Genomic DNA, 21,149 nt, shown 5'->3' with positions numbered 1-21,149 from the left:
ATTGTCCTTGGTCAATATTAGCGACAAATTGTTTCGATTTGACTGATGCCAGCCGCTTTGCCTTCCCTGGCCGGTAAAGTAAAGGAAGCATTGCACTGCTGCGCCGCGCTTTTGCCCCATTGCACGTTAAGTATTCCGGTTTGCTGCAGGCCGGACATATAGACCATCCCGGCTTCGCTGACGATGCCTGGCTGTGCCTGGCTGCTCCCGGCGAGTAACACCATCGCACCATAAGGTACGTCCTGGCCGCTGGCCGTTTTCAGATGGACAAATGCGCGCTGGCCGATATTACCGGCATAATTGGCCCGCACGATGGCGCCGCGTGTCGGAACGACGCTCTGCGTGGTTTCCGGAAGCTCCATATCTTCGCCAAGCGAAGTACTATCGAGGGTGATATCGGTGCGACGATAAGGCGTGACATAAGGTACGATGGCGTAACCACGATAGTCGGTGGTGATGGTGTTATCGTTGGCCAGCTTGACGTTATCCAAACCTGGGGCCTTAACCAGTACGGCGGCATCGGTGATGTCCTGACCAAGCGTGACCCCATCGGCATGAGCGACAATGCTGCCGTTGGCGCCATAGTCTATACGCTCGCTACCGCGATCGTAGCTGTAACCGGCATTGACGCTGCCGCGAGCACCGTTATAGGTTGCGCGCATATCGCCGCTGTAGTATTCCCGGTTGCTGTATCCTTGCTGCAGGCTCCACTCCAGGCTGTCGTTATCCAGCGCGTTACCACCGATGGAGACCGACTGATCGGTAGACCCCGGATTACTGTTGGTTAACTGATAACTGGTATAGGTGCCCGGTAGCCAGTTGCTCAGCGGCAGCGTGACGGTCAGCGAGATACGCTGATCGTCCTGGGCGTCTTTCCCGGAGTTATTCCCGCTCCAGGTATAGCGGTTATAGCTGTACCCGAGGTAATAGTTTACATTGCGGAAGCCACCGTTGTACCCCACGCTGATCGACTTGTTGGTGCGCTTATCGTCCCAGTAATCTTCAATCAATCCACTGATAGACAGACTGCCGAGGCCTTTACCCAGGCTTTGATTCAGCGTCAGATTGGTGCGGTTGCGCAGCGAGCGAGGAGTATACTTGCCATCATTAGAATAGCTATCTAACACTTCAGAGAGGGTATTAAATCCGCGGGTGGAATAGCGGTAGCCAGCGATAGTCACGTTTGTACCGGTTTCGATAATATTTTTCCCGTAACGGACACGCCATGACTGCCCAGAGGTCTTTTCGTCGTCTTTCATTTTTGACCAGGCCTGGGTGACGTCTGCCGAGGCGGCGCCAAGCTCGCCGAGGTTATAGCCGAGGCCTGTTGACAGGGCCTGATAGCGCGATGCGGCCTGCACCCCGCCATAAAGCGTCAGGCTACTTGAGACACCGTAGGTCGCGGTAGCTTGCGTAAAGGGCGTTTCATCGACCCCGCCGTCGTAAGGACGATATTTACCAGACGTAATTTCATATTCCAGCTGATCTTCACGGACCATCACCGGCAGCGTAGCGAACGGTACGACGAACTCCTGCTTAGAACCGTCGGACTCTTCCACGGTGACGTAAAGGTCGCCGCTACCGCCGCTCGGGTACATATCGGTGATTTCAAACGCGCCAGGCGCCACGTAGGTCTGGTATACCTGGTAGCCGTTTTGTTTAATGAAGACACGGGCGTTGGTTTTGGCGATACCACGGATAATCGGCGCATAGCCGCGCATACTTTCCGGCAACATTGATGTATCGGTGGCCAGTTGAATACCGGTAAACGGTACACTGTCAAAGATGCCTGAGAGTGACGAGCTCTCACCCATCACCAGGTTACTGTTGATGGGACGAATGCTGCGCTGCATGTAGAGATAGGCTGAGTCCCAATCACCCGCATCGCCGTTGTTTTTATTCCAGGTGCTGAGGTTACGGATACGCCATGGGCCAACGTTGAGGCCAGACTGCAGGTTCAGGCTGTAGTATTCGTCATTGGCCTGCATGTCGTTTGAGCCGCTGAACTGATAGTTCACCAGCAGGGCGTTGATGCCGTCATCAAACTGATCCGGTGGAATATATCCCTGCGCGGTGGTAGATAGTGCCGCCTGCGGAATGGATATATTCAAGCGCTGGACGGTAAAGTCGAAATCCGCTTTGGTATCCGGGATGACTGAAAGATTGGCGCAGCCGTTTTTATCCTCGACCAGTTCGGGAAAGGCTTTAACCCGTACGCCATACTCTGCCAATGTTTTCAGGCTCAAACAGGGCACCAGGGCGGGCTCTCGATTATTCCCAGTGGCACGGCTATTCGCAACAAACTTCATTGTCCTGGTATCCAGATAGCGACCATTAAACATGATATCTACCCGATAATCCCCTGGCGCCTGTGCGTTCTGCGTCTGGAAAATAGATAAGTCGGGAGTGGTTGATGGATCGCTACCATTCAATGAGCTAATGAATGAGGGATCGAAAAAGTCACGTGCTTGCGCTTTATTATTCAAACCAGAAAGCAATGCCGGAAGCATTGCGAGGAAGACCGCGGATAGTTTGAATAATCCATTATTCTTATTTGGCATAGACACATCCCTATAATGATAAAATAAAATTCTTATTACAGCGATGAGGAATAGAGCGATCCTGCTCCGCCATAATCATTAACTACTTTCCAGTTGACGCTGGAGGCATTGATATTTTCTTTTAATGTCACTTCTTTGGTCGTCATTGGAGCGACCGAGTTGACTTCCGGCTTCACTTCTTTGCTACCAATCTGAACACTATGGAAATAGAAGAAAAACGGTGTCGGATTTTTAATCGTCAGTTTTGTGCCTGATTTCCGCCATTCGAGTTTTTTGGCTTCAATGTTTGGAGAAAGGTCGAAAAGTGCTTTTGGACGATAGACCAGACGCATGCGGTGGCGGACCGCCAGTTGAATAGTATTGGCGTTGGCTTTCTCATCGTCCGCCGGCGGGATGGCCATCACGTTAAAATAGTATATGGATTCCCGGTCGTTCGGGGCATTGACGTTTCCGGTAGAAAATAGACGCACGGTATTCTGCTGCTTACCCTCAAGGCGGAATAACGGAGGTGTAGCCATAAAAGAGGGCGTTTTCCCTGCCGGCGCTTCAACCCAGGATTTAATCAGATAAGGGATGTCATCTTTATTTTCGATTTGCGCGGTGATTTCACGCGCACCTTCTTTATAGAGGTAGCGGGTGGACTCAATCACAATACCAGCATGGGCAATACTACTGAGGAGTAATGCACAGGATGCGGTGATATTTAATAAGTTCCTGAACATGGTTTTTCTCTGAATGCGAAAAAGGGCCCGCCGTGAAGCGGAGCCCTTCGGGGAAAAATTAGAGGGTATAATCGATAGTAAAGGTCGCAACACCTTTAACCGGACCTTCGGTAACCGGAGTCGCGGAGTTCACTTTCACATAACCAGTGGTGTACTTCAGCTGAGTGCCGCCAGCTGCAGTGTAGCTTTCGGTCATGAGGTCAGAACCGTCGAAACCTACGCGGTGTGCATCACGTACGCGCTGGATACCGATACCAATGCCGGTAGCGCCGCCAGGTGCGGTGTTGTCCAGGATGTTAGCGTTGCTGGAGGCACCGGTCACATTGACGGTTACAGCAGTAACCGGAGTGGCGCTACCCTGTGCGCAGTCTTTCACGTCAAAACCGAAGTCCTGAGTTTTAAACAGAGCACCAGCCGCTTCAGCATTCGCTTCGGTAGTGGTCACGGTCATCAGCTGAACGATACCGTTGTTCAGGGTACCCGTCGGAGTCACGACGCAAGAGTTAGCTGCATCAGAGACTTCACCCAGTACAGTTACCTGAGCGGTGTTGGTTGCCATTACCTGAGCACTCAGAACTGCAGAAGCAGCGACCATTACAGCTACGATTGTCTTTTTCATTTAATTAATCCATATATAGATACTTAGTCCTGTGTAGAATCGATAACAGTTATCATGGGAATGGAATATGCATTCCTATTGATATTGAAAATAAGCGCCAGCATTCCTTATATAGTGCTGAAACCTACCCTCCTGTGAACGACGCTACAATATCACTTGCCATAGCGAACCATGGAGAAGCGGGGGTAATTTAAAAGTCTGGTGCAAAAAATGCTTGTGAATTCTTGATGAAGCACACGTGAATTTAATAATGACCTTTTCTAATGAGATATTGAGTTAGGTTGAGATAAATTTAATCTGAAAATGTGGCTTTTAAACAAGATAACTATCGCTTGTCATTTTTTATGCGGTATCCTCAAAGCTGAAGTTCAATGTGAACTGACCCCGCTTCTGTCTGAAGCGATAATGTTCACGCCATGGTTTGGCTGGGATTATTTATTTTTGTTATGGATAATAGGGTTGCGTGGGGCAAGGATATGGATGATATTGCATTATTTAATGGCTGTATAATTAATCAGGAAATTATATTTAATGCCAATATGAATGAGCTGCGACCGCTTGCCGGGAATGGGGAGAGCATCAGCCTCAATGCGCCTACCGCCAGATGCTTGCTGCTGCTATTGCAGAATTGCGGCAAAGTGATTTCTCGGGATGAATTTCTGGCGGCTGTATGGGAAACACGGGGTGTGGTAGTTTCGCAAAATACATTTTATCAAAATATCTCTTTGTTGAGAAAATCGCTGCTCAAAGCCGGACTATCTGAGGATATCATTATCACCGTCAGACAAAAAGGCTTTAGCGTCGCCCCGGATACTTTAGTTATCCCGCTCTCGGATGAAGAGTGCGAGAATATGAATCGGGAAAGATTAACGCATTTTCACAGTAGTAAAACTGCTGATGTCATTTTCAATGATACGGGGAAAATTGACCATAAATTAAGTCTTCCACTACCAGTGAATTTAGCAATCCAGGAGAATGATAGGCGGGAAAATAGCGTGAAGGTGGCAGAGAAACTATCGGAACGATTACATATAACCTTTAAAGTTCCCACCTGGTTAATCGCGCTGATTGTCGTGATGATAGTTATCAATGTTATCGTACTGATCGTGTTACATCGATAATACGCCGCCGCTGGGGTTTATATCGAGAAGGTAACGGTAAAGTGGATTGCCGAGTATGTTAGTCCCAACCTGGCTGTGTATTCATATTAAGATGTCTGCCAGCACGACCTGGCAGACAAGGGAGGGGAGCTAACGCTGCTTCAGTCCTAAATCCAGCGGCGTCTTGCTGGGTTCGCCGCCGATCTCTCGCGCCAGCTTCGGCACCATATAGCCGGAGATGAGGGTCAACAGTTCACGCATGATTTCACGGGCTTCATCATCGCTGACCATAAAGTGTGCCGCCCCTTGTACCCGGTCCAGCACGTGCAGGTAGTAGGGCATTACCCCGGCATTGAACAGCGCATTGCTGAGATCGGCCAGGGTTTGCGCGTTATCGTTCACCCCGCGCAGCAGCACGCTCTGGTTAAGCAGCGTGACGCCCGCCTGACGCAGCATGGCCATCGCCGCGCGAAACTCGCCGTCAATTTCATTAGCGTGGTTGACGTGGTTAACCAGGATCACCTGCAGCGACGAACGGTGGAAGCGGCTGGCCAGCATCTCGGTGATGCGCGCCGGGATCACGATCGGCAAGCGGCTGTGAATACGCAGACGCTTAACGTGCGGAATGGCTTCCAGCTGGGTCATTAGCCAGTCAAGCTCATGGTCCTTCGCCATCAACGGGTCGCCGCCGGAGAAGATGATTTCATCAAGCTGCGGATGCTCAGCGATATAGTTCATTGCCGTCTGCCAGTTGCGCCTGGTGCCCTGATTTTCGGCATAAGGGAAGTGGCGGCGGAAGCAGTAACGGCAATTGACCGCGCAACCGCCTTTCACCAACAGCAGGGCCCGGTTGCGATATTTGTGCAACAGGCCGGGCACGACGCTGTGCTGTTCTTCCAGCGGATCGGTGGAGTAGCCGGGGGCGACGATAAACTCCTCTTCGGCGGTAAGTACCTGACGAAGCAGCGGATCGTCAGGGTTGCCTTTCTCCATTCGGGCAATAAACGCGCGCGGGACTCGCAGCGGGAACAGGCGTCTGGCCTCATGTCCGGCCAGCAGTTTTTCATCAGCGTCTACATTTAAAAGACGCAGCAGTTCATCAGGACTGGTCACAACATTGGCAAGTTGCGTTATCCAATCTTCTCTGGATGGGGTATTTAGGGTTACAATATGCGCCATTTTGTGGCTTAGCTACCAGTTAAACAATTTCAGAGGGCCTTATGGCGACTTACTATAGCAACGATTTTCGTGCTGGTCTTAAAATCATGTTAGATGGCGAACCTTATGCGGTAGAAGCCAGCGAATTCGTTAAACCAGGTAAAGGTCAGGCGTTTGCGCGCGTTAAGCTGCGCCGTCTGCTGACCGGCACCCGCGTTGAGAAAACCTTCAAATCTACTGATTCTGCAGAAGGCGCGGACGTTGTCGATATGAACCTGACTTACCTGTATAACGACGGTGAGTTCTGGCACTTCATGAACAACGAAACCTTCGAACAGCTGTCTGCTGACGCGAAAGCGATCGGTGACAATGCCAAATGGCTGCTGGATCAGGCTGAGTGCATCGTGACCCTGTGGAACGGCCAGCCGATCGCGGTCACCCCGCCGAACTTCGTTGAGCTGGAAATCGTTGAAACCGACCCAGGTCTGAAAGGCGACACCGCGGGTACCGGTGGTAAACCAGCGACCCTGTCTACTGGCGCTGTGGTTAAAGTGCCGCTGTTCGTCCAGATTGGCGAAGTGATCAAAGTGGATACTCGCTCTGGCGAATACGTATCCCGCGTGAAGTAATTTCACGTCATGATGACTGGCGCAGCCTCTGTGCTGCGCCGCTCTTTCTGTACTGGCACGACGAGCACGACACATGAAGCGCAGCGTAAAACTCCTGGCGTTACTGTTTCTGAGCAGCGCACTGCTGTCTGGCTGCAATACCGCCCGCGGTTTCGGTGAAGATATTCAGGGCCTGGGCCACGCCATCTCTCGCGCTGTAAGCTGACTTCCTTCCGTTTCGCCTGCCGCGCTCGCCTTCCGGTGCGCCTGCTTCCTTCACGAATACTCCTTTTCTCTTAAAAAACGCAAAGATCCCTTCATCTGTGGACGGTTTGTCTATGCTTATAGGGCATGAAAACAAAACTGACACTAAGGATGACATTATGGTGAAAAAAACGATTGCAGCGTTCTTTACGGTTTTGGTCCTCTCTTCAGCACTGACCGCTTGTAACACCACGCGCGGTGTGGGTCAGGATATTTCAGAGGGCGGCAGCGCAATCTCTGGCGCAGCAACCAAAGCTCAGCAATAACAGCCTTCGACGGTACGGTTTTGCGCCGTACCGTTCTTCACTTCCCCCATTCTGTTGGATATACTCACTACGACTTTTCATCCACCTTACGGGACGACCCGTAAGCGTTTCTCATCCGGGGACGGCCCCAGCAAAGGAGCCTTATGTCCTGGATAGTCTTATTTATCGCTGGCCTGCTGGAAGTGGTGTGGGCCGTCGGCCTGAAATATACCCATGGCTTTAGCCGCCTGGTTCCCAGCGTCATCACCATCGTCGCGATGGTCGTCAGCATGGCGCTGCTTTCATGGGCGATGAAAACCCTGCCGGTGGGTACCGCTTACGCCGTCTGGACGGGGATCGGCGCCGTGGGCGCCGCTGTGACCGGTATCGTACTGTTAGGTGAATCCGCCAGCGCTATGCGTATCGCCAGTCTTGTCTGCATCGTGGTCGGCATCATTGGCCTGAAGATCAGCGCGCACTAGTTGTAGCGCTGATTGACCCAGACCAGTTTGCTGATATCAAAACCCTGCCGGGTGGCAATATCCAGCATCTGCTGCCTGACTTCCGGGGCGATGGTGGGGGCTCGCGCCAGTAGCCAGAGATAGTCGCGGTCGGGGCCGCAGACCAGCGCGTACCGATACTCCTTATCCAGCGCAATGACGTTATAGCTGCCATAGAAGGGGCCGAAGAAGGAGATCTTCAGCGCGGCGCGGCTGGGTTCGCCGGTAAAATACGCCACCCCGTCCGTTTTCTGCCACATGCCGCGGTCGGGGTTATAGCCTTTATTGACCACGTCCAGACCGCCGTCATCGCGCGGCTGCCAGGCGATCGTGACCTTTTCAAGCCCGCTTTCAAAAGGATGGTCGAAGCGGGCGATTTCGTACCAGGTACCCAGATAGCGCTGAACGTCGAAGGGGGTGACCACGGTGACGCCTGGCGGCGGGGCAGGGGTGCTGCAGGCGACAGACAGGAACGAGACGGCGACCGCGGTGATTATCGGCAGGATACGCATGGTATGCTCCTTGCTGGCTTTTAAGCTAAGTGTAGAGTCCGGCAGGGCAAAGGCGGCAAGATTTTTCTATGAAGCGAGCCCGGTAGCAGAATTGCTGCCGGGCTCTTGCAGGATCAGATAAACAGTACGCCAACCAGAGTAATGACGCTGAGGATCGCCGCCAGACCGTAGAAGACCCATTTGCCGTTTGGCACATGGATTTTCAGGTCGTGCATGGCGTGGTGAATACGATGCAGCCCACACCACAGCGGCAGGACAATCATCAGAAAGATGAACGCGCGGCCGATAAAGCTTTGGGCAAAGGCCAGCACGCGCTCATAGCTGAAGGCGTCGGCGGGGGCGAGCCCCAGCGGCAGCAAAATGCCCACCAGCAGCACCATCACCGGCGCGACAATCGCGCCCCACATGCCGCCAGCGCCAAACAGCCCCCAGAAAACGGGTTCATCGGAACGTTTCGGATTGGGATTAATCATCTCAGCCTCCTTACCAGAACAGGGCGACAAACAGGATCACCACGGTGACCACCGCCGTCACCACCCAGAGACCTTTAATCACCGGCTCTGGCCCCATTTTTTCGCCTTTGATGATGACGTTGGCGGCTTTCGGCGCCAGCTCGAACCAGGTTTTGGTGTGCAGCAGCGCCGCCGCCAGGGTGATCAGATTGAGGATCACCACCACTGGATTTTGCAGGAATCCGATATATCCCGCCCAGCTTTCGGCGCCGTGCTTGAGGGCAAACAGCCCGTAAATCAGCACAATGCTAAACCAGACCGTCGGTACCGCCGTGCCTTCCCGCACCATGTAGAAGCGATAAAACGGCAGCTTTTTCCACCAGGTGGAGGTCATCGGCCGCACGTAGGGTTTGCGTTTCGTCGTCATAATGCACTCCTTAGCGTGGTTTCAGGGTGGCGATAAGAAAGTCTTTCGAACTTTCCACCTTGCCCTGCTGGATCGCGGCCGCCGGGTCGACGTGCTTCGGACACACTTCCGAGCAGTAGCCCACGAAAGTACAGGTCCAGACGCCGTTCTGGCCGTTAAGCTGCGCCATGCGTTCCTTTTTGCCGTGGTCGCGGCTGTCTTCGTTATAGCGGTGGGCGAGGGTGATCGCCGCCGGGCCGATAAACTCCGGATTCAGGCCGAACTGCGGACAGGCGGCATAGCACAGTCCGCAGTTGATACAGCCGGAGAACTGATGGTATTTGGCCATCTGGGCCGGCGTCTGCTTGTTTGGTCCCTGGTCCGGGGTGCGGTTATTGCCGATGATGTACGGCTTAATGGCCTCCAGACTTTCGATAAAGTGGGTCATATCCACCACCAGATCGCGCTCGATCGGGAAGTTGGCCAGCGCTTCAACCTTGATGCCTTTGGTGTAATCCCGCAGGAAGGTTTTACAGGCCAGCTTCGGTACCTTATTGACCATCATGCCGCAGGAGCCGCAGATCGCCATCCGGCAGGACCAGCGGTAGCTCAGGTCGGGCGCCAGGTTGTCTTTAATGTAGCCCAGCGCGTCCAGCAGCGAGGTCTGCTCATCGTAAGGCACGTCATAGAACGCGCTGTGCGGTGCCGTGTCGACCTCCGGGTTGTAACGCACCACTTCGACTTTCAGGTTTTTCATCTCAGCCATGGGTGGTCTCCTTCTTCTCAGCCGCTTCCGCCTCAGCGCCATAAACACGTTTCGCCGGCGGCAGCGTGGTGATCTTCACATCGCCATATTCCAGGCGGGTGGTGCCATCAGCCTCGCGGAAGGCGAGCGTATGTTTGAGGAAGTTGACGTCGTCGCGTTCGGTACAGCCTTCATCCAGACGCTGGTGCGCACCGCGCGATTCTTTACGGGCGATGGCCGAGTGCGCCATACATTCGGCAACGTTTAAACCGTGTCCCAGCTCAATGGTGTAAAGCAGATCGGTGTTGAATACGCTGGAGTTGTCGGTAATGCGCACGCGCTTAAAGCGCTCCTGCAGCTCAGCCAGCTTGTCGATAGTTTTCTGCATCAGCTCTGGCGTCCGGTAGATGCCGCAGCCTTCCTCCATCGAGAGCCCCATTTCGTCGCGGATTTTCGCCCAGTTTTCGTTACCCTCCTGGTTGACGAGATCTTTCAGACGACGCTCCACATCGGCAGCTTGCGCATCGAGGGCGGAGCCGTTCATTTCGCCCGCTTGTGCGGCGCGCCGCATGGCCTGTTCCCCGGCCAGGCGGCCGAAGACCACCAGCTCGGCCAGCGAGTTGGAGCCCAGGCGGTTGGCGCCGTGCAGACCAACGGACGAGCATTCGCCCACGGCAAACAGCCCTTTGATGCGGGTTTCGCACTGTTGATCGGTTTCGATACCGCCCATGGTGTAGTGCGCGGTCGGGCGTACCGGAATCGGTTCTTTCACCGGGTCGACGCCGACGTAGGCTTTCGCCAGCTCACAGATAAACGGCAGGCGCTCCAGCAGCTTTTTCTCGCCGAGGTGGCGCAGATCGAGGTAGACCACGTCGCCGCGCGGCGTGGGAATGGTGTTCCCTTTCCGCCACTCGTGCCAGAAGGCCTGGGACACTTTGTCGCGCGGGCCCAGCTCCATATATTTGTTCTTCGGTTCGCCGAGCGGGGTTTCCGGGCCCATGCCGTAATCCTGCAGATAGCGATAGCCGTTTTTGTTGACCAGAATCCCGCCTTCACCGCGGCAGCCTTCGGTCATCAGGATCCCGGAACCCGGCAGACCGGTCGGGTGATACTGAACGAACTCCATATCGCGCAGCGGCACGCCGTGGCCCAGCGCCATACCCATCCCGTCACCGGTAACGATGCCGCCGTTGGTGTTGTAGCGATAGACGCGTCCGGCGCCGCCGGTGGCCAGCACCACCGCGTTGGCGCGGATCTGCACCAGCGTGCCTTCCATCATATTCATCGCCACCAGGCCGCGGGCCTGGCCGTCATCGACCAGCAGATCAAGGACGAAATGTTCATCAAAGCGTTGAATTTGGGGAAACTGAAGGGAGGTCTGGAAGAGGGTATGCAGCATGTGGAAGCCGGTTTTATCGGCGGCAAACCAGGTACGTTCGATCTTCATGCCACCGAAGCGCCGGACGTTAACGCTGCCGTCAGGGCGGCGGCTCCACGGGCATCCCCACTGTTCCAGTTGGGTCATTTCCGTCGGGCAGTGGTGAACGAAATAGTCGACGACATCCTGCTCGCACAGCCAGTCGCCTCCGGCGACGGTGTCGTGAAAATGGTACTCAAAGCTATCGTGATCCTGGGCAACGGCTGCGGACCCCCCTTCTGCAGCGACCGTATGGCTGCGCATCGGATAGACTTTTGAAATCAGGGCGATTTTGGCATTGGGGTTGGCCTGGGCGGCGGCGATAGCGGCGCGAAGGCCTGCCCCGCCGGCGCCAATTACGGCGAGATCGGCTTGAAAAGTGTGCACGACATTCCTCCAGTTTTAGTGTATTTCGCCGCCGGGCTGGCGAAAAAGTATCACTGCTCCTTTATAGGTACAGGAGTATAGCCGTAGGGTCAGTATGGAAAATTGACGTGTTCGATTTTTTTATCGATATGTGCGGTTATTTATCAGTGATATTTATGCATTTAGGTTAACGATAGATTAATGGCATGTAATCTGCCGGGGATTGCACAAAATTTGTTTCACTCGCCGGTTGCGAGTAGACTTCGTGCCCTTGTTTGCAATCGGAGAAAGTACCATGAGCGAGACGGCAACCTGGCAGCCGAGCGCACCCATTCCCAATCTGTTGAAACGCGCGGCGGTGATGGCGGAAATCCGCCGGTTCTTTACCGATCGCGGCGTGCTGGAGGTGGAGACGCCTTGCATGAGTCAGGCGACGGTAACGGATATCCATTTGTTCCCGTTTGAAACCCGTTTCGTCGGCCCGGGCCACTCACAGGGACTCAATCTGTACCTGATGACCAGTCCGGAATACCATATGAAGCGCCTGCTGGCGGCGGGCTGTGGCCCGGTCTTCCAGCTGTGCCGTAGCTTCCGTAATGAAGAAATGGGGCGTCATCACAATCCGGAATTCACCATGCTGGAGTGGTATCGTCCGTGCTATGACATGTATCGCCTGATCAACGAGGTGGACGATCTGCTGCAGCAGGTGCTGGAGTGCCAGCCGGCGGAAAGCCTCTCCTATCAGCAGGCGTTCCAGCGTCATCTGGATATTGACCCGCTCTCTGCCGATAAAGCGCAGCTGCGCGAAGTCGCGGCGAAGCTGGATCTGAGCAATATCGCCGATACTGAAGAAGATCGCGACACGCTGCTGCAACTGTTGTTCACCATGGGCGTGGAGCCGCACATCGGCAAAGATCGGCCGACGTTCATTTATCATTTCCCGGCGACTCAGGCCTCTTTAGCGCAGATCAGCCCGGAAGATCATCGGGTCGCGGAGCGCTTCGAGGTCTATTACAAAGGGATTGAGCTGGCAAATGGTTTCCACGAGCTGACCGACGCCCATGAGCAGCGCCTGCGCTTTGAGCAGGACAACCGCAAGCGTGCCGCGCGCGGTCTCCCGCAGCAGCCCATCGATAACAACCTGCTGGCGGCGCTGGAGGCGGGGCTGCCGGACTGCTCCGGCGTGGCACTGGGCGTTGATCGCGTGGTGATGCTGGCGCTGGGCGCTGAAAGCATCGGCGAGGTGATCGCCTTTACGGTCGACCGCGCCTGATGGCGCTGTCACCTCCCGCCGCCTGCGGGCGAGGGAGGTGACAGGTCTGCCCTGATCCCCCCTCCCTCATGCTATCCCGGCTTTCGCCCGAATATCCACAATCTCCTTCGGTGCTTTTGCTACTATCCGCGCTCGTTTTATGAGGCCAGGCGACGCTGTTGGCGACCGGCGTGGTGTTGCTGATGGTGACCTTCGCCAATATCTTCACCATCATTCAGCCGGTCATCGACAGCGGGGACTGGAGCAGCACGCTGTGGATGGTCGGCGGGCCGATCTTCTTCTCGCTGCTGGCGTGGGGAATTTACGAAAGCTACCGTCGGCGCCTGGCGTCCGGCGCGCTGGTGATGGAGAGTTAAAGAACCTGCCCGGCAGTGCCGCCGGGCAGGCTATGGCTTAAAGGCTGCCAGCCGTACGTCGGCTGGTTTTTCCGGCCGAGGTCATGGTTTTACTGCTTTGCCTGCCGTCAATACTTTCCAGACGCATCTGGAACGGAGGGAACGGCATATCAATGCCATGCTCGCGGAAGCCCGCCAGGATCAGCTGATGCATCTCATGGCGCAGCGGCATGCGGTGCCCCATCTCGGCGGCAAAAATACGCAGCTCGAAAATCTGGATCCCCTGCTGCAGGTCGACGAGAAACGCCTCCGGCGCCGGGGTATCGATGACCAGCGAGCAGCGATGCGCCGCGGCGATGAGAATTTTCGTGACCTCTTCGGTATCGGCGTCCACAGGCGCCGGCACCGTCAGCACCACGCGGGTGACCGAGTCCGATAGCGACCAGTTGATAAACTGCTCGGTGATGAACGCCTTATTCGGCACGATAATCTCTTTCCGGTCCCAGTCGCTGATGGTGGTGGCGCGGGTATTGATGCGGGTGACGCTGCCCGTCAGATCGCGGATGGTGACCGTATCGCCGATGCGGATCGGTTTCTCAAACAGAATAATCAGGCCGGAGATAAAGTTAGCGAAGATCTCCTGCAGGCCAAACCCGAGACCCACACCCAGCGCGGCGACCAGCCACTGCAGCTTCGACCACTCAATGCCGATCATCGAGAAGCCCACCAGTCCACCGACCAGCATCAGCAGATACTTGGTGATGGTGGTGATGGCGTAGCCGGTGCCGGGCGTTAAATCGAGGTGCTGGAGGATCGCCAGCTCCAGCAGCGCCGGCAGGTTGCGCACCAGCTGAGTGGTGATGATCAGCACCAGAATGGCAATCAGCACCGCGCCAAGGGTGATGGGCTCGAGGCTTTCCACTCCTTGTACCGTTGAGGTAACGTCCCACAGCGAGATATTCTCAAGGAAGCCAAACGCCGAGTGAATTTCCGACCACAGCACGATGACCGACAGCAGCGCGATCAGCATCAGCAGGGAACGCACAAGGCGCAGCGACTGGGTACTGATGGCATCGAGATCGACCTCGCTGACCTCCGTCTCCACCGACCCTTCCGGGCTGCTGACGTGAACAGGCTCATCTTCGCCGCGGGCGCGCTGGGCGAGAATTTCCGCGCGACGATGGCGGGCCCGGTCGAAGGCCAGCCGGCGGCGCTGGATCAGCATCCAGCGGCGGATGATGTGATAGACCACCAGCAGCAGGAACCAGATGGCGACGGAAGTTTCCAGACGCGCCAGCAGCGCCTGGGCGGTGGCGAGATAACCGACGGCCGCCGCCAGCATGGCCACCAGCGGCGCGCCAAGCATCAGGTTCCACAGCAGGCGGTTCACCATGTTGTCGCCATTCCCCTCTTTATCCAGGTAGAGCGGGATACCGGCGTGCTTAAGACTCAGAGTGACCACCGCCAGCGCGCCGCAGATCAGCAGGAAGCACAGGCGGCCCAGCGAAGCGGAGAACTCGCGGTCGTTAAGATTATCGAACATGATCAGCGCCATAATCAGCGGCACAATCAGCCCGATGCTCATCAGGTAGTAGCGCATCGCTTTCGCCACTCGGTTACGCGGCCAGCCGAAGTGGGCGATAAACAGTCCGTTTGGCCGGGCGAAGGTGGCGCAGATCATCACCACCCACAACAGAGGCACCGTCGCGGTGACCCCATCGCCAATCGCCACCGCCAGCGGGAATGGCCAGGCGGACTGCAGACCATAGCCGAGCGTCATCCATAGCACCGGCAGCGGCGAAGCCACCAGTATCGACCAGAAGACCGTACGCAGCGTCAGCCAGAAGTGATCCTGGGTGACTTTCCCCACCCGAGCGCTGGAGCGCTCAAGGAAGCGGGTGAAATGGCGCCGCGAGCTGATGCTGAAGCCAACCAGCAGCAGGGCGGCAAACAGCGGTAGCAGGGTCTCTTTGCTGGTGAGCATCATCGCGCTGGCTTTACCCAGTTCGCTGATGGTATCCAGGGAGATCAGGCGCCGCAGATCCTGGACGATTTCCAGCGGCCAGGAGAAGCCGATGGGGCTGACGTCCGAAGTCCAGAACAGATAGCGGTGGGTGGCTTCGTTGATCTCCTTCAGCGCGTCTTCCAGCTGGCCGTTGGCGACCTTCAGCTTAGTGAGCTCCAGCATCAGGGTATCGCCGCCGCGCAGCAGCGAGTTCAACAGCTCGTTCTGCGTGCGCAGCTGCGCCTGCAGGATCTTGTTCTGCTCGCTGGTCAGCGGTTCGCCGTCGGCCTGGCGGATCTGCCGCAGCTGCGGCTGCTTACTGAGTAAATCCTCAAAGCGCAGACGCTGCACGCGCAGCTGCGCCATCTCCGTATCCAGCTGCTGCGGGCGAGGGCGCTCCGGCAGCCGCGCCACCTGGGCGCGCAGGGCTTCGCCCAGCAGATTAGAGGAGCCCAGCCACTGCGACTGCTCGCGCAGGGTGTTTAACGCCTGGCGCACCTGCAGCGTTTGATTCGTCGCCTGCCGCTGCTGGGACGCCACCAGATCCATACGCTGCGCCTGCTGGTTCAGCGCCTGGGAGAGTTCGCGGTTGACTTTAAACTGGGCGGTGATGTCCGGCGGCAGGTTTTCACTGTTCTCCGCCAGCAGTTCGGTACTCTCCAGTGCTTTTTCCGCCTCACGCTGGCGCTGGTTGTTCTGCAGATTACGCAGCGCCTGCAGATAGGCATCCAGCTGCTCGCTCTGCTTTTGCGCCAGTTCAGAACGGGCGCGCGACAGCTCCTGGCGGTTATTGGCGGAGAGCTGGGCGAGGTCGAGTTCATCCACCAGCGCCTTCAGGCGCGCCGATTCCGCCTGCAGGGCAAGATTTTGCGCCTGGGCGAGAGCATTGTTGCCGGTTTGCGTGCCGATGCGGCGCTCAACCTCATTGAGCTGACGCCGGGCGTCGGTTTGCTGCTGCGGCAGCTGGTTCAGGGAGTCGGCGATTTCACGCGCGCGATCCTGCTCCTGTTGCGCCTGACGGCTTGACTCCAGCAGCTGGCTGCTGACCTGGAGGATCTCCTGGTTCAGCGCATCGGCGGTCAGGCCGACTGGCACCTGGCGCGGCTCTTCGCTCAGATTGTTGAGCTGGGCGCGCAGGCTTTGAAACAGTTTGGGGAAATTGTCGATAACGTCCTGATACTGACGGGCGCGCTCGAGAGACGATTTTCGCTCCTCAAGCGCGTTCAGGGCGGACTGCAGAACTTCAACGGTTTCAGGCTGGGCGGGCTTTGCCGCCTTCGCCTGTTCCAGTTCCTGGGTTATCTGTTTAGCATCCGGGGCTGTCGCAGCGTACGCCCCGAAACTGAGGCTCAAGGCCAACAGGAAAGTGTATATCAGGCGCACGGCATAACCCTTTTGCTGAAGAATTAACCTTGGTCTTGTTTATCGTCAACCAGCGGGCTGGCGCGATGTTCGGCGCGGATCTCTTCTTCCGGTAACGGCGCCGGTTCAGCGGCGGTGGTTGCTTCCACCGTTGTCGCCAGCGGTTGGCCGATTTTAGTCACGGACAGGCTTTGCAGCGTGTCGACCAGCTTCACCTGGCCCGGGGCAAACAGGTTGATCACGGTGGAGCCCAGTTTGAAGCGGCCCATCTCCTGGCCTTTCAGCAGGGCGACGGAGCCTTCGCTGTCGCCAGCGGGCCAGGTCCAGCGTTTAATAATGCCTTCGCGCGGCGGGGTTACGGTGCCGGACCACACGGTCTCGATGCTGCCGACGATAGTCGCGCCCACCAGAATTTGCGCCATCGGGCCAAACTCAGTATCAAACAGGCAGATGACGCGCTCGTTACGGGCGAACAGGTTCGGCACGTTCTGCGCCGTCAGATGGTTAACGGAGAACAGGTCGCCAGGAACGTAGATCATTTCGCGCAGGATGCCGTTGCACGGCATGTGCACGCGGTGATAGTCGCGCGGCGACAGATAGGTGGTGGCGAAGCTGCCGTTACGGAACAGGTCGGCCATCTGATAGTTGCCGGCCAGCAGGGCTTCCAGGCTGTAGTTGTGGCCCTTGGCCTGCAGAATTTTGTCGTCTTCAATCGCGCCAAGCTGGCTGATTACGCCGTCGGCCGGCATCACCAGCACGTTAGGATCGGTATTCAGCGGGCGAACGTCGTCGCGCAGCGGGCGTACAAAGAAATCGTTGAAGGTGCGATAGGCCGCGGTATCCGGCTTCTGCGCCTCTTTCATATCGACCTTGTAGTATTTCACGAACAGATCGATGACCAGCTTCGTCAGCCAACCTGCGCGTTTGCTCGCACCCCAGCCTGCGAGGCGGGTGAGCCACAGTTTAGGCAGAATGTATTGCAGTGAAAGTTTAAGATCGTTTAACAAAGTAGCCTCCAGGCCATGATATGTCGTTCCTGACCCCGCCCGCGGGCGGGGACCTGAAAAAAGGGGGACGATTCTATACGTAAAACTCGCTAAATGGCATCCGCGTAAGCTGCGTCATCACCGCTGCCCGGCAGCGCCTGACGTGACACTCAGCTTAATGGTCAGTCATCGGACGAGGAAAAGTTTTTACGCGTTTTTACCTGTACCTGCGCCATGCTTTCCAGGATGCGGTGGTAGTTCTCGAAACGGCTCTCGGCGATCTTGCCGTTCTCTACCGCTTCACGAAGCGCACAGCCAGGATCGGTATCGTGTTTACAGTCGCGATATTTGCAACGGCCTAAATAATCATGGAATTCGACAAAGCCGTTGGTGATTTGTTCCGCTTCCAGATGCCACAGGCCGAACTCACGTACTCCCGGTGAATCAATCACATCACCGCCGTGCGGGAAGTGGTAGAGGCGCGCCGCGGTGGTGGTGTGCTGGCCTAAGCCGGAAACGTCCGAGACATCATTAGTGAGGATCTGATCCTCATTCAGCCCCAGCAGGGCGTTCAGCAGGCTCGATTTACCCACCCCGGACTGCCCGGCAAAGATGCTGATGCGGTCGGTCAGGGCCGCTTCCAGCGGCTTGAGGCCGTCCTGAGTACGGCTGGAGACCAGCAGCACGCGGTAACCGATGTGGCGGTAGATGTCCATTTGTTCATTGACGAAGCGCAGGCCATCGTCATCCAGCAGATCGATTTTGTTCAGGACGATTAACGGCTCGATATCCTGCGCCTCGCAGGCCACCAGATAGCGATCGATAATATTCAGCGATAGCTCAGGCAGGATCGCGGAAACCACCACGATCTGGTCGATATTGGCGGCGATAGGCTTCACGCCGTCGTAAAAATCCGGACGCGTCAGGACGGAGGCGCGATCGTGAACCGCTTCGACGATCCCTTTGACGCTTACGCCGTCGGCAGCGTCTTTACCCGGCCGCCAGACCACGCGGTCGCCGGTGACCAGCGAACGGATCGTCCGGCGGATATTGCAGCGATGCACGCTGCCGTCAGCGGATTCGACGTCGGCATGCATGCCAAAGCGACTAATGACAATGCCTTCCGACGGGTCGCCAAACAGGTTGTCATCGTAGTCGGCCTTCTCCGCAGTGGTTTTCAGACGGCGCTGGTGGTTGGCTTTGACGCGGCGCTGCTGGCCTTTGGAGAGTTTATTTTTACTCAATCGAACTGGCTCCTGGTCGCCCTGATGGGGCAAAACCTCTATGATACACGCTATTTTAGATGAATATAGTCACGCAAGAAGGGTGGAAAATAGCATGAGTGCAAATGAAAACAACCTCATTTGGATCGATCTTGAGATGACAGGGCTGGATCCGGAGCGCGATCGCATTATCGAAATCGCCACCCTGGTGACCGATGCCAACCTGAACATTCTGGCCGAGGGGCCGACCATCGCGGTGCATCAATCAGATGCCCAGCTGGCGCTGATGGACGAGTGGAATGTGCGGACGCATACCGGCAGCGGGCTGGTGGATCGCGTGAAGGCCAGCGCCGTCAGCGAGCACGACGCCGAACTGGCGACCATTGAGTTTCTTAAGCAGTGGGTGCCGGCGGGCAAGTCGCCGATCTGTGGCAACAGCATCGGCCAGGATCGTCGCTTCCTGTTTAAGTACATGCCGCAACTGGAAGCCTATTTCCACTATCGCTATCTGGACGTTAGCACGCTGAAAGAGCTGGCGCGTCGCTGGAAGCCGGAAATTCTCGACGGCTTTAAAAAGCAGGGTACCCATCAGGCAATGGACGATATCCGCGAGTCAGTCGCCGAGCTGGCTTACTACCGCGAGCATTTCATTAAGCTGTAAACCGCGACCGGGCCCTGTGCGCGGCCCGGTACACCTTTCTGCGTTATTTAAACCACTTCTGCTGCATCTGCTGGAAGTCAGGTGTCGCCATGACCGCGGTCAGGGCATCGTTGATCGCATTCAGCAGCTCCGGATCGTCTTTGCGCACCGCAATCGCATACTGCTTACCGTAATAAGCCGGGTCGGTGGCACGTTCATCCATGATGGCGTAGTCAGGGTTCTCCTGCTGCCAGGCGTCGAGGGTGGCGAAGTCGCCCATGACGCCGGTTATTTGCCCGGCCTTCAGCGCGGCCAGGGCGCTGGCGACGTCGTCGTAAGGAACAGCCTGTACGGCTTTCTGTTTATCACGCAGATAGTGTTGATGCAGTGTGCCTTTCACCACGCCGACTTTTTTGGCTTTCAGGTCGGCAAAGGTATGGGCGACATCTTTGTTGACGATCACCACCCCGGAGAGCGCCTGGCGATAGGGACGGCTGAAGGCGACCTGCTTCTCACGCATCGGGATCACTTCCATGCCGGCAATCACCGCGTCAAATTTCTTGAAGCGTAAAGCCGGGATCAGCGTATCGAAACGCTGCGCCGTGAACTGGCACTGCGCCTGCATCTGCTGGCACAGGGCCTGGGCAAGATCGATATCGAAGCCGACAGGCTGATTTTTGCCGTTGGCGGTGACAAACGGCGGATTGGCCGTGCTGGTGCCAAAATGGAGCGTCTCGGCTGACGCGGTTCCGATGGCCAGCGTGCTCAGCAGCAGGACGGTGAGGACTTTTCTCATGCTAATTCCCTGTTTGGCGGCGTGGTGGCCTCGTTTTACGTCGCGCCACCGCTGTATGATGCGAGCGATTTTGCGTCATTCAGGCGGGCGGAAAAAGCGATTTTGCCCGAAATGACGCTTATTTATACAATTCAGCGGCGTAGGTGGCGAGAAAATATCCATTTAAACAAAAAACGCAAAAAAGTGATGAACAGGGGGTTGCAGGGGCATCGAATTCTCGTATAATGCGCCTCCCGTAACGACGCAGAAATGCAAATTACGACGCCATCGAAATATGGCAAAAAATGCAGTAACGCGGGAATAGCTCAGTTGGTAGAGCACGACCTTGCCAAGGTCGGGGTCGCGAGTTCGAGTCTCGTTTCCCGCTCCAAAATTTGAAAGCACCATCCTGATCAAAGGATTTCATCTCGCAGATGCGGGGCGAAAGCCGAAGATTAAGCGGGAATAGCTCAGTTGGTAGAGCACGACCTTGCCAAGGTCGGGGTCGCGAGTTCGAGTCTCGTTTCCCGCTCCAAAATTTGAATGACACACCACACCAGTCGCAGTTTTCAGGTTGCTACACGGTAGCTTGAATGACGATGATTAAGCGGGAATAGCTCAGTTGGTAGAGCACGACCTTGCCAAGGTCGGGGTCGCGAGTTCGAGTCTCGTTTCCCGCTCCAAATTTTCTTCCATCTCTTATTTATCCACAGTGCAATCCAGCGCCGGGGATGATTTTCGTTTGGTCTGCAGAAATACTGTAAACAGAGTTATCCACAGGTTGTCGTTTCGCTTCTGACGGCGTAAATGCTTCGCTTTGTAAATAATATCTTTATATCTAATTGAAATTTAACAATTAAATTTCATTTCGAAAT

Annotated in this window: 20 protein-coding genes, 3 tRNA genes and 1 pseudogene; 11 read left to right on the top strand and 13 right to left on the bottom strand. The window is 56.1% G+C overall.

Translation table 11 applies throughout. The features are described from left to right. Positions 1-17: 17 nt before the first annotated feature. Genes ACLEXF_RS20805 through ACLEXF_RS20795 form a run of 3 tightly spaced genes read right to left on the bottom strand, consistent with a single transcriptional unit; the run spans position 18 to position 3,902 of the window. Positions 18-2,561, bottom strand: coding sequence for a fimbria/pilus outer membrane usher protein (locus tag ACLEXF_RS20805; protein WP_407259960.1), 2,544 nt, complete (start codon positions 2,559-2,561; stop codon positions 18-20). Positions 2,562-2,596: 35 nt separating this feature from the next. Further along, positions 2,597-3,283, bottom strand: a complete 687-nt coding sequence (locus ACLEXF_RS20800; protein ID WP_004206417.1) for a fimbrial biogenesis chaperone — start codon at positions 3,281-3,283, stop codon at positions 2,597-2,599. A gap of 58 nt (positions 3,284-3,341) precedes the next feature. Then, complete coding sequence (locus ACLEXF_RS20795) at positions 3,342-3,902, bottom strand: fimbrial protein (RefSeq protein WP_004206418.1); 561 nt, start codon at positions 3,900-3,902, stop codon at positions 3,342-3,344. 476 nt (positions 3,903-4,378) lie between these two features. Between ACLEXF_RS20795 and ACLEXF_RS20790 the strand changes: the two genes are divergently transcribed. Beyond that, positions 4,379-5,023: a winged helix-turn-helix domain-containing protein gene (locus ACLEXF_RS20790; protein ID WP_043519376.1), complete on the top strand. Its 645-nt coding sequence runs from the start codon at positions 4,379-4,381 to the stop codon at positions 5,021-5,023. Between the two features lie 129 nt (positions 5,024-5,152). On the opposite strand, the gene epmB is transcribed toward ACLEXF_RS20790, so the two are convergent. Continuing rightward, the gene (gene epmB / locus ACLEXF_RS20785; RefSeq protein ID WP_004206420.1) at positions 5,153-6,181 is read right to left on the bottom strand and encodes an EF-P beta-lysylation protein EpmB; all 1,029 of its coding nucleotides are present in this window, start codon (positions 6,179-6,181) and stop codon (positions 5,153-5,155) included. 41 nt (positions 6,182-6,222) lie between these two features. On the opposite strand from epmB, the gene efp reads away from it, so the two are divergent. The 4 genes from efp (at position 6,223) to sugE (ending at position 7,759) form a co-directional block, all read left to right on the top strand. Further along, complete coding sequence (gene efp / locus ACLEXF_RS20780; protein ID WP_004206421.1) at positions 6,223-6,789, top strand: elongation factor P; 567 nt, start codon at positions 6,223-6,225, stop codon at positions 6,787-6,789. A 73-nt stretch (positions 6,790-6,862) separates the two neighbouring features. Next, entirely contained in the window at positions 6,863-6,994 is a 132-nt protein-coding gene (locus ACLEXF_RS20775) for an entericidin A/B family lipoprotein (RefSeq protein WP_004206422.1), read from the top strand. A 157-nt stretch (positions 6,995-7,151) separates the two neighbouring features. Further along, on the top strand, positions 7,152-7,298 hold the full coding sequence (gene ecnB / locus ACLEXF_RS20770; RefSeq protein ID WP_004206423.1) for a lipoprotein toxin entericidin B: 147 nt from the start codon (positions 7,152-7,154) through the stop codon (positions 7,296-7,298). 143 nt (positions 7,299-7,441) lie between these two features. Then, positions 7,442-7,759, top strand: a complete 318-nt coding sequence (gene sugE, locus ACLEXF_RS20765) for a quaternary ammonium compound efflux SMR transporter SugE (protein ID WP_004206425.1) — start codon at positions 7,442-7,444, stop codon at positions 7,757-7,759. Here the strand turns inward: sugE and ACLEXF_RS20760 are convergent. The 5 genes from ACLEXF_RS20760 to frdA form a co-directional block, all read right to left on the bottom strand. Further along, on the bottom strand, positions 7,756-8,289 hold the full coding sequence (locus ACLEXF_RS20760) for a lipocalin family protein (protein WP_004206426.1): 534 nt from the start codon (positions 8,287-8,289) through the stop codon (positions 7,756-7,758). The genes sugE and ACLEXF_RS20760 overlap by 4 nt on opposite strands. A 113-nt stretch (positions 8,290-8,402) precedes the next feature. Then, a complete protein-coding gene (gene frdD / locus ACLEXF_RS20755; protein ID WP_002885526.1) occupies positions 8,403-8,762 on the bottom strand; it encodes a fumarate reductase subunit FrdD in 360 nt (119 codons plus the stop codon). A gap of 10 nt (positions 8,763-8,772) precedes the next feature. Next, positions 8,773-9,168, bottom strand: a complete 396-nt coding sequence (gene frdC / locus ACLEXF_RS20750; protein WP_002885530.1) for a fumarate reductase subunit FrdC — start codon at positions 9,166-9,168, stop codon at positions 8,773-8,775. A gap of 10 nt (positions 9,169-9,178) precedes the next feature. Next, positions 9,179-9,913 (bottom strand): fumarate reductase iron-sulfur protein, encoded by a 735-nt coding sequence (frdB, locus tag ACLEXF_RS20745; protein WP_004177729.1) that lies wholly within the window; start codon positions 9,911-9,913, stop codon positions 9,179-9,181. Further along, the gene (gene frdA / locus ACLEXF_RS20740; RefSeq protein WP_017900930.1) at positions 9,906-11,696 is read right to left on the bottom strand and encodes a fumarate reductase (quinol) flavoprotein subunit; all 1,791 of its coding nucleotides are present in this window, start codon (positions 11,694-11,696) and stop codon (positions 9,906-9,908) included. The genes frdB and frdA overlap by 8 nt, the downstream gene beginning before the upstream one ends. 274 nt (positions 11,697-11,970) lie before the next feature. On the opposite strand from frdA, the gene epmA reads away from it, so the two are divergent. Both epmA and ACLEXF_RS20730 read left to right on the top strand, forming a co-directional pair. After that, the gene (gene epmA / locus ACLEXF_RS20735) at positions 11,971-12,948 is read left to right on the top strand and encodes an elongation factor P--(R)-beta-lysine ligase (RefSeq protein WP_004206428.1); all 978 of its coding nucleotides are present in this window, start codon (positions 11,971-11,973) and stop codon (positions 12,946-12,948) included. A 149-nt stretch (positions 12,949-13,097) separates the two neighbouring features. Further along, positions 13,098-13,304: pseudogene (locus tag ACLEXF_RS20730) on the top strand (glutamate/gamma-aminobutyrate family transporter YjeM); the annotation flags it as partial. Positions 13,305-13,341: 37 nt separating this feature from the next. Here the strand turns inward: ACLEXF_RS20730 and mscM are convergent. From mscM to rsgA, 3 genes are all read right to left on the bottom strand, one after another. Further along, positions 13,342-16,671 carry a miniconductance mechanosensitive channel MscM gene (mscM, locus tag ACLEXF_RS20725; protein WP_407259958.1) on the bottom strand — a complete coding sequence of 1,110 codons (3,330 nt, stop codon included), beginning with the start codon at positions 16,669-16,671 and terminating at the stop codon, positions 13,342-13,344. 23 nt (positions 16,672-16,694) lie between these two features. After that, entirely contained in the window at positions 16,695-17,657 is a 963-nt protein-coding gene (asd, locus tag ACLEXF_RS20720) for an archaetidylserine decarboxylase (RefSeq protein WP_017900928.1), read from the bottom strand. Positions 17,658-17,818: 161 nt separating this feature from the next. Further along, on the bottom strand, positions 17,819-18,880 hold the full coding sequence (gene rsgA / locus ACLEXF_RS20715) for a small ribosomal subunit biogenesis GTPase RsgA (RefSeq protein WP_017900927.1): 1,062 nt from the start codon (positions 18,878-18,880) through the stop codon (positions 17,819-17,821). A gap of 94 nt (positions 18,881-18,974) precedes the next feature. On the opposite strand from rsgA, the gene orn reads away from it, so the two are divergent. Further along, a complete protein-coding gene (gene orn / locus ACLEXF_RS20710; protein ID WP_004206435.1) occupies positions 18,975-19,520 on the top strand; it encodes an oligoribonuclease in 546 nt (181 codons plus the stop codon). A gap of 43 nt (positions 19,521-19,563) precedes the next feature. Here the strand turns inward: orn and ACLEXF_RS20705 are convergent, their stop codons facing one another. Further along, positions 19,564-20,295: a transporter substrate-binding domain-containing protein gene (locus tag ACLEXF_RS20705; protein ID WP_004206436.1), complete on the bottom strand. Its 732-nt coding sequence runs from the start codon at positions 20,293-20,295 to the stop codon at positions 19,564-19,566. A 294-nt stretch (positions 20,296-20,589) separates the two neighbouring features. Between ACLEXF_RS20705 and ACLEXF_RS20700 the strand changes: the two genes are divergently transcribed. The 3 genes from ACLEXF_RS20700 (at position 20,590) to ACLEXF_RS20690 (ending at position 20,957) form a co-directional block, all read left to right on the top strand. Further along, positions 20,590-20,665 (top strand) — tRNA-Gly (locus tag ACLEXF_RS20700). 68 nt (positions 20,666-20,733) lie between these two features. After that, a tRNA-Gly gene (locus tag ACLEXF_RS20695) sits at positions 20,734-20,809 on the top strand. A 72-nt stretch (positions 20,810-20,881) separates the two neighbouring features. Continuing rightward, positions 20,882-20,957, top strand: a tRNA-Gly gene (locus tag ACLEXF_RS20690). Positions 20,958-21,149 lie beyond the last annotated feature (192 nt).

Origin of the sequence: Klebsiella pneumoniae complex sp. WS1778 (genome assembly GCF_049472055.1) — a bacterium.
Classification (GTDB): domain Bacteria; phylum Pseudomonadota; class Gammaproteobacteria; order Enterobacterales; family Enterobacteriaceae; genus Klebsiella; species Klebsiella quasipneumoniae.
The sequence above is the reverse complement of the archived record's forward strand: the minus strand, read 5'-3'. Positions and strand labels throughout refer to the sequence as shown.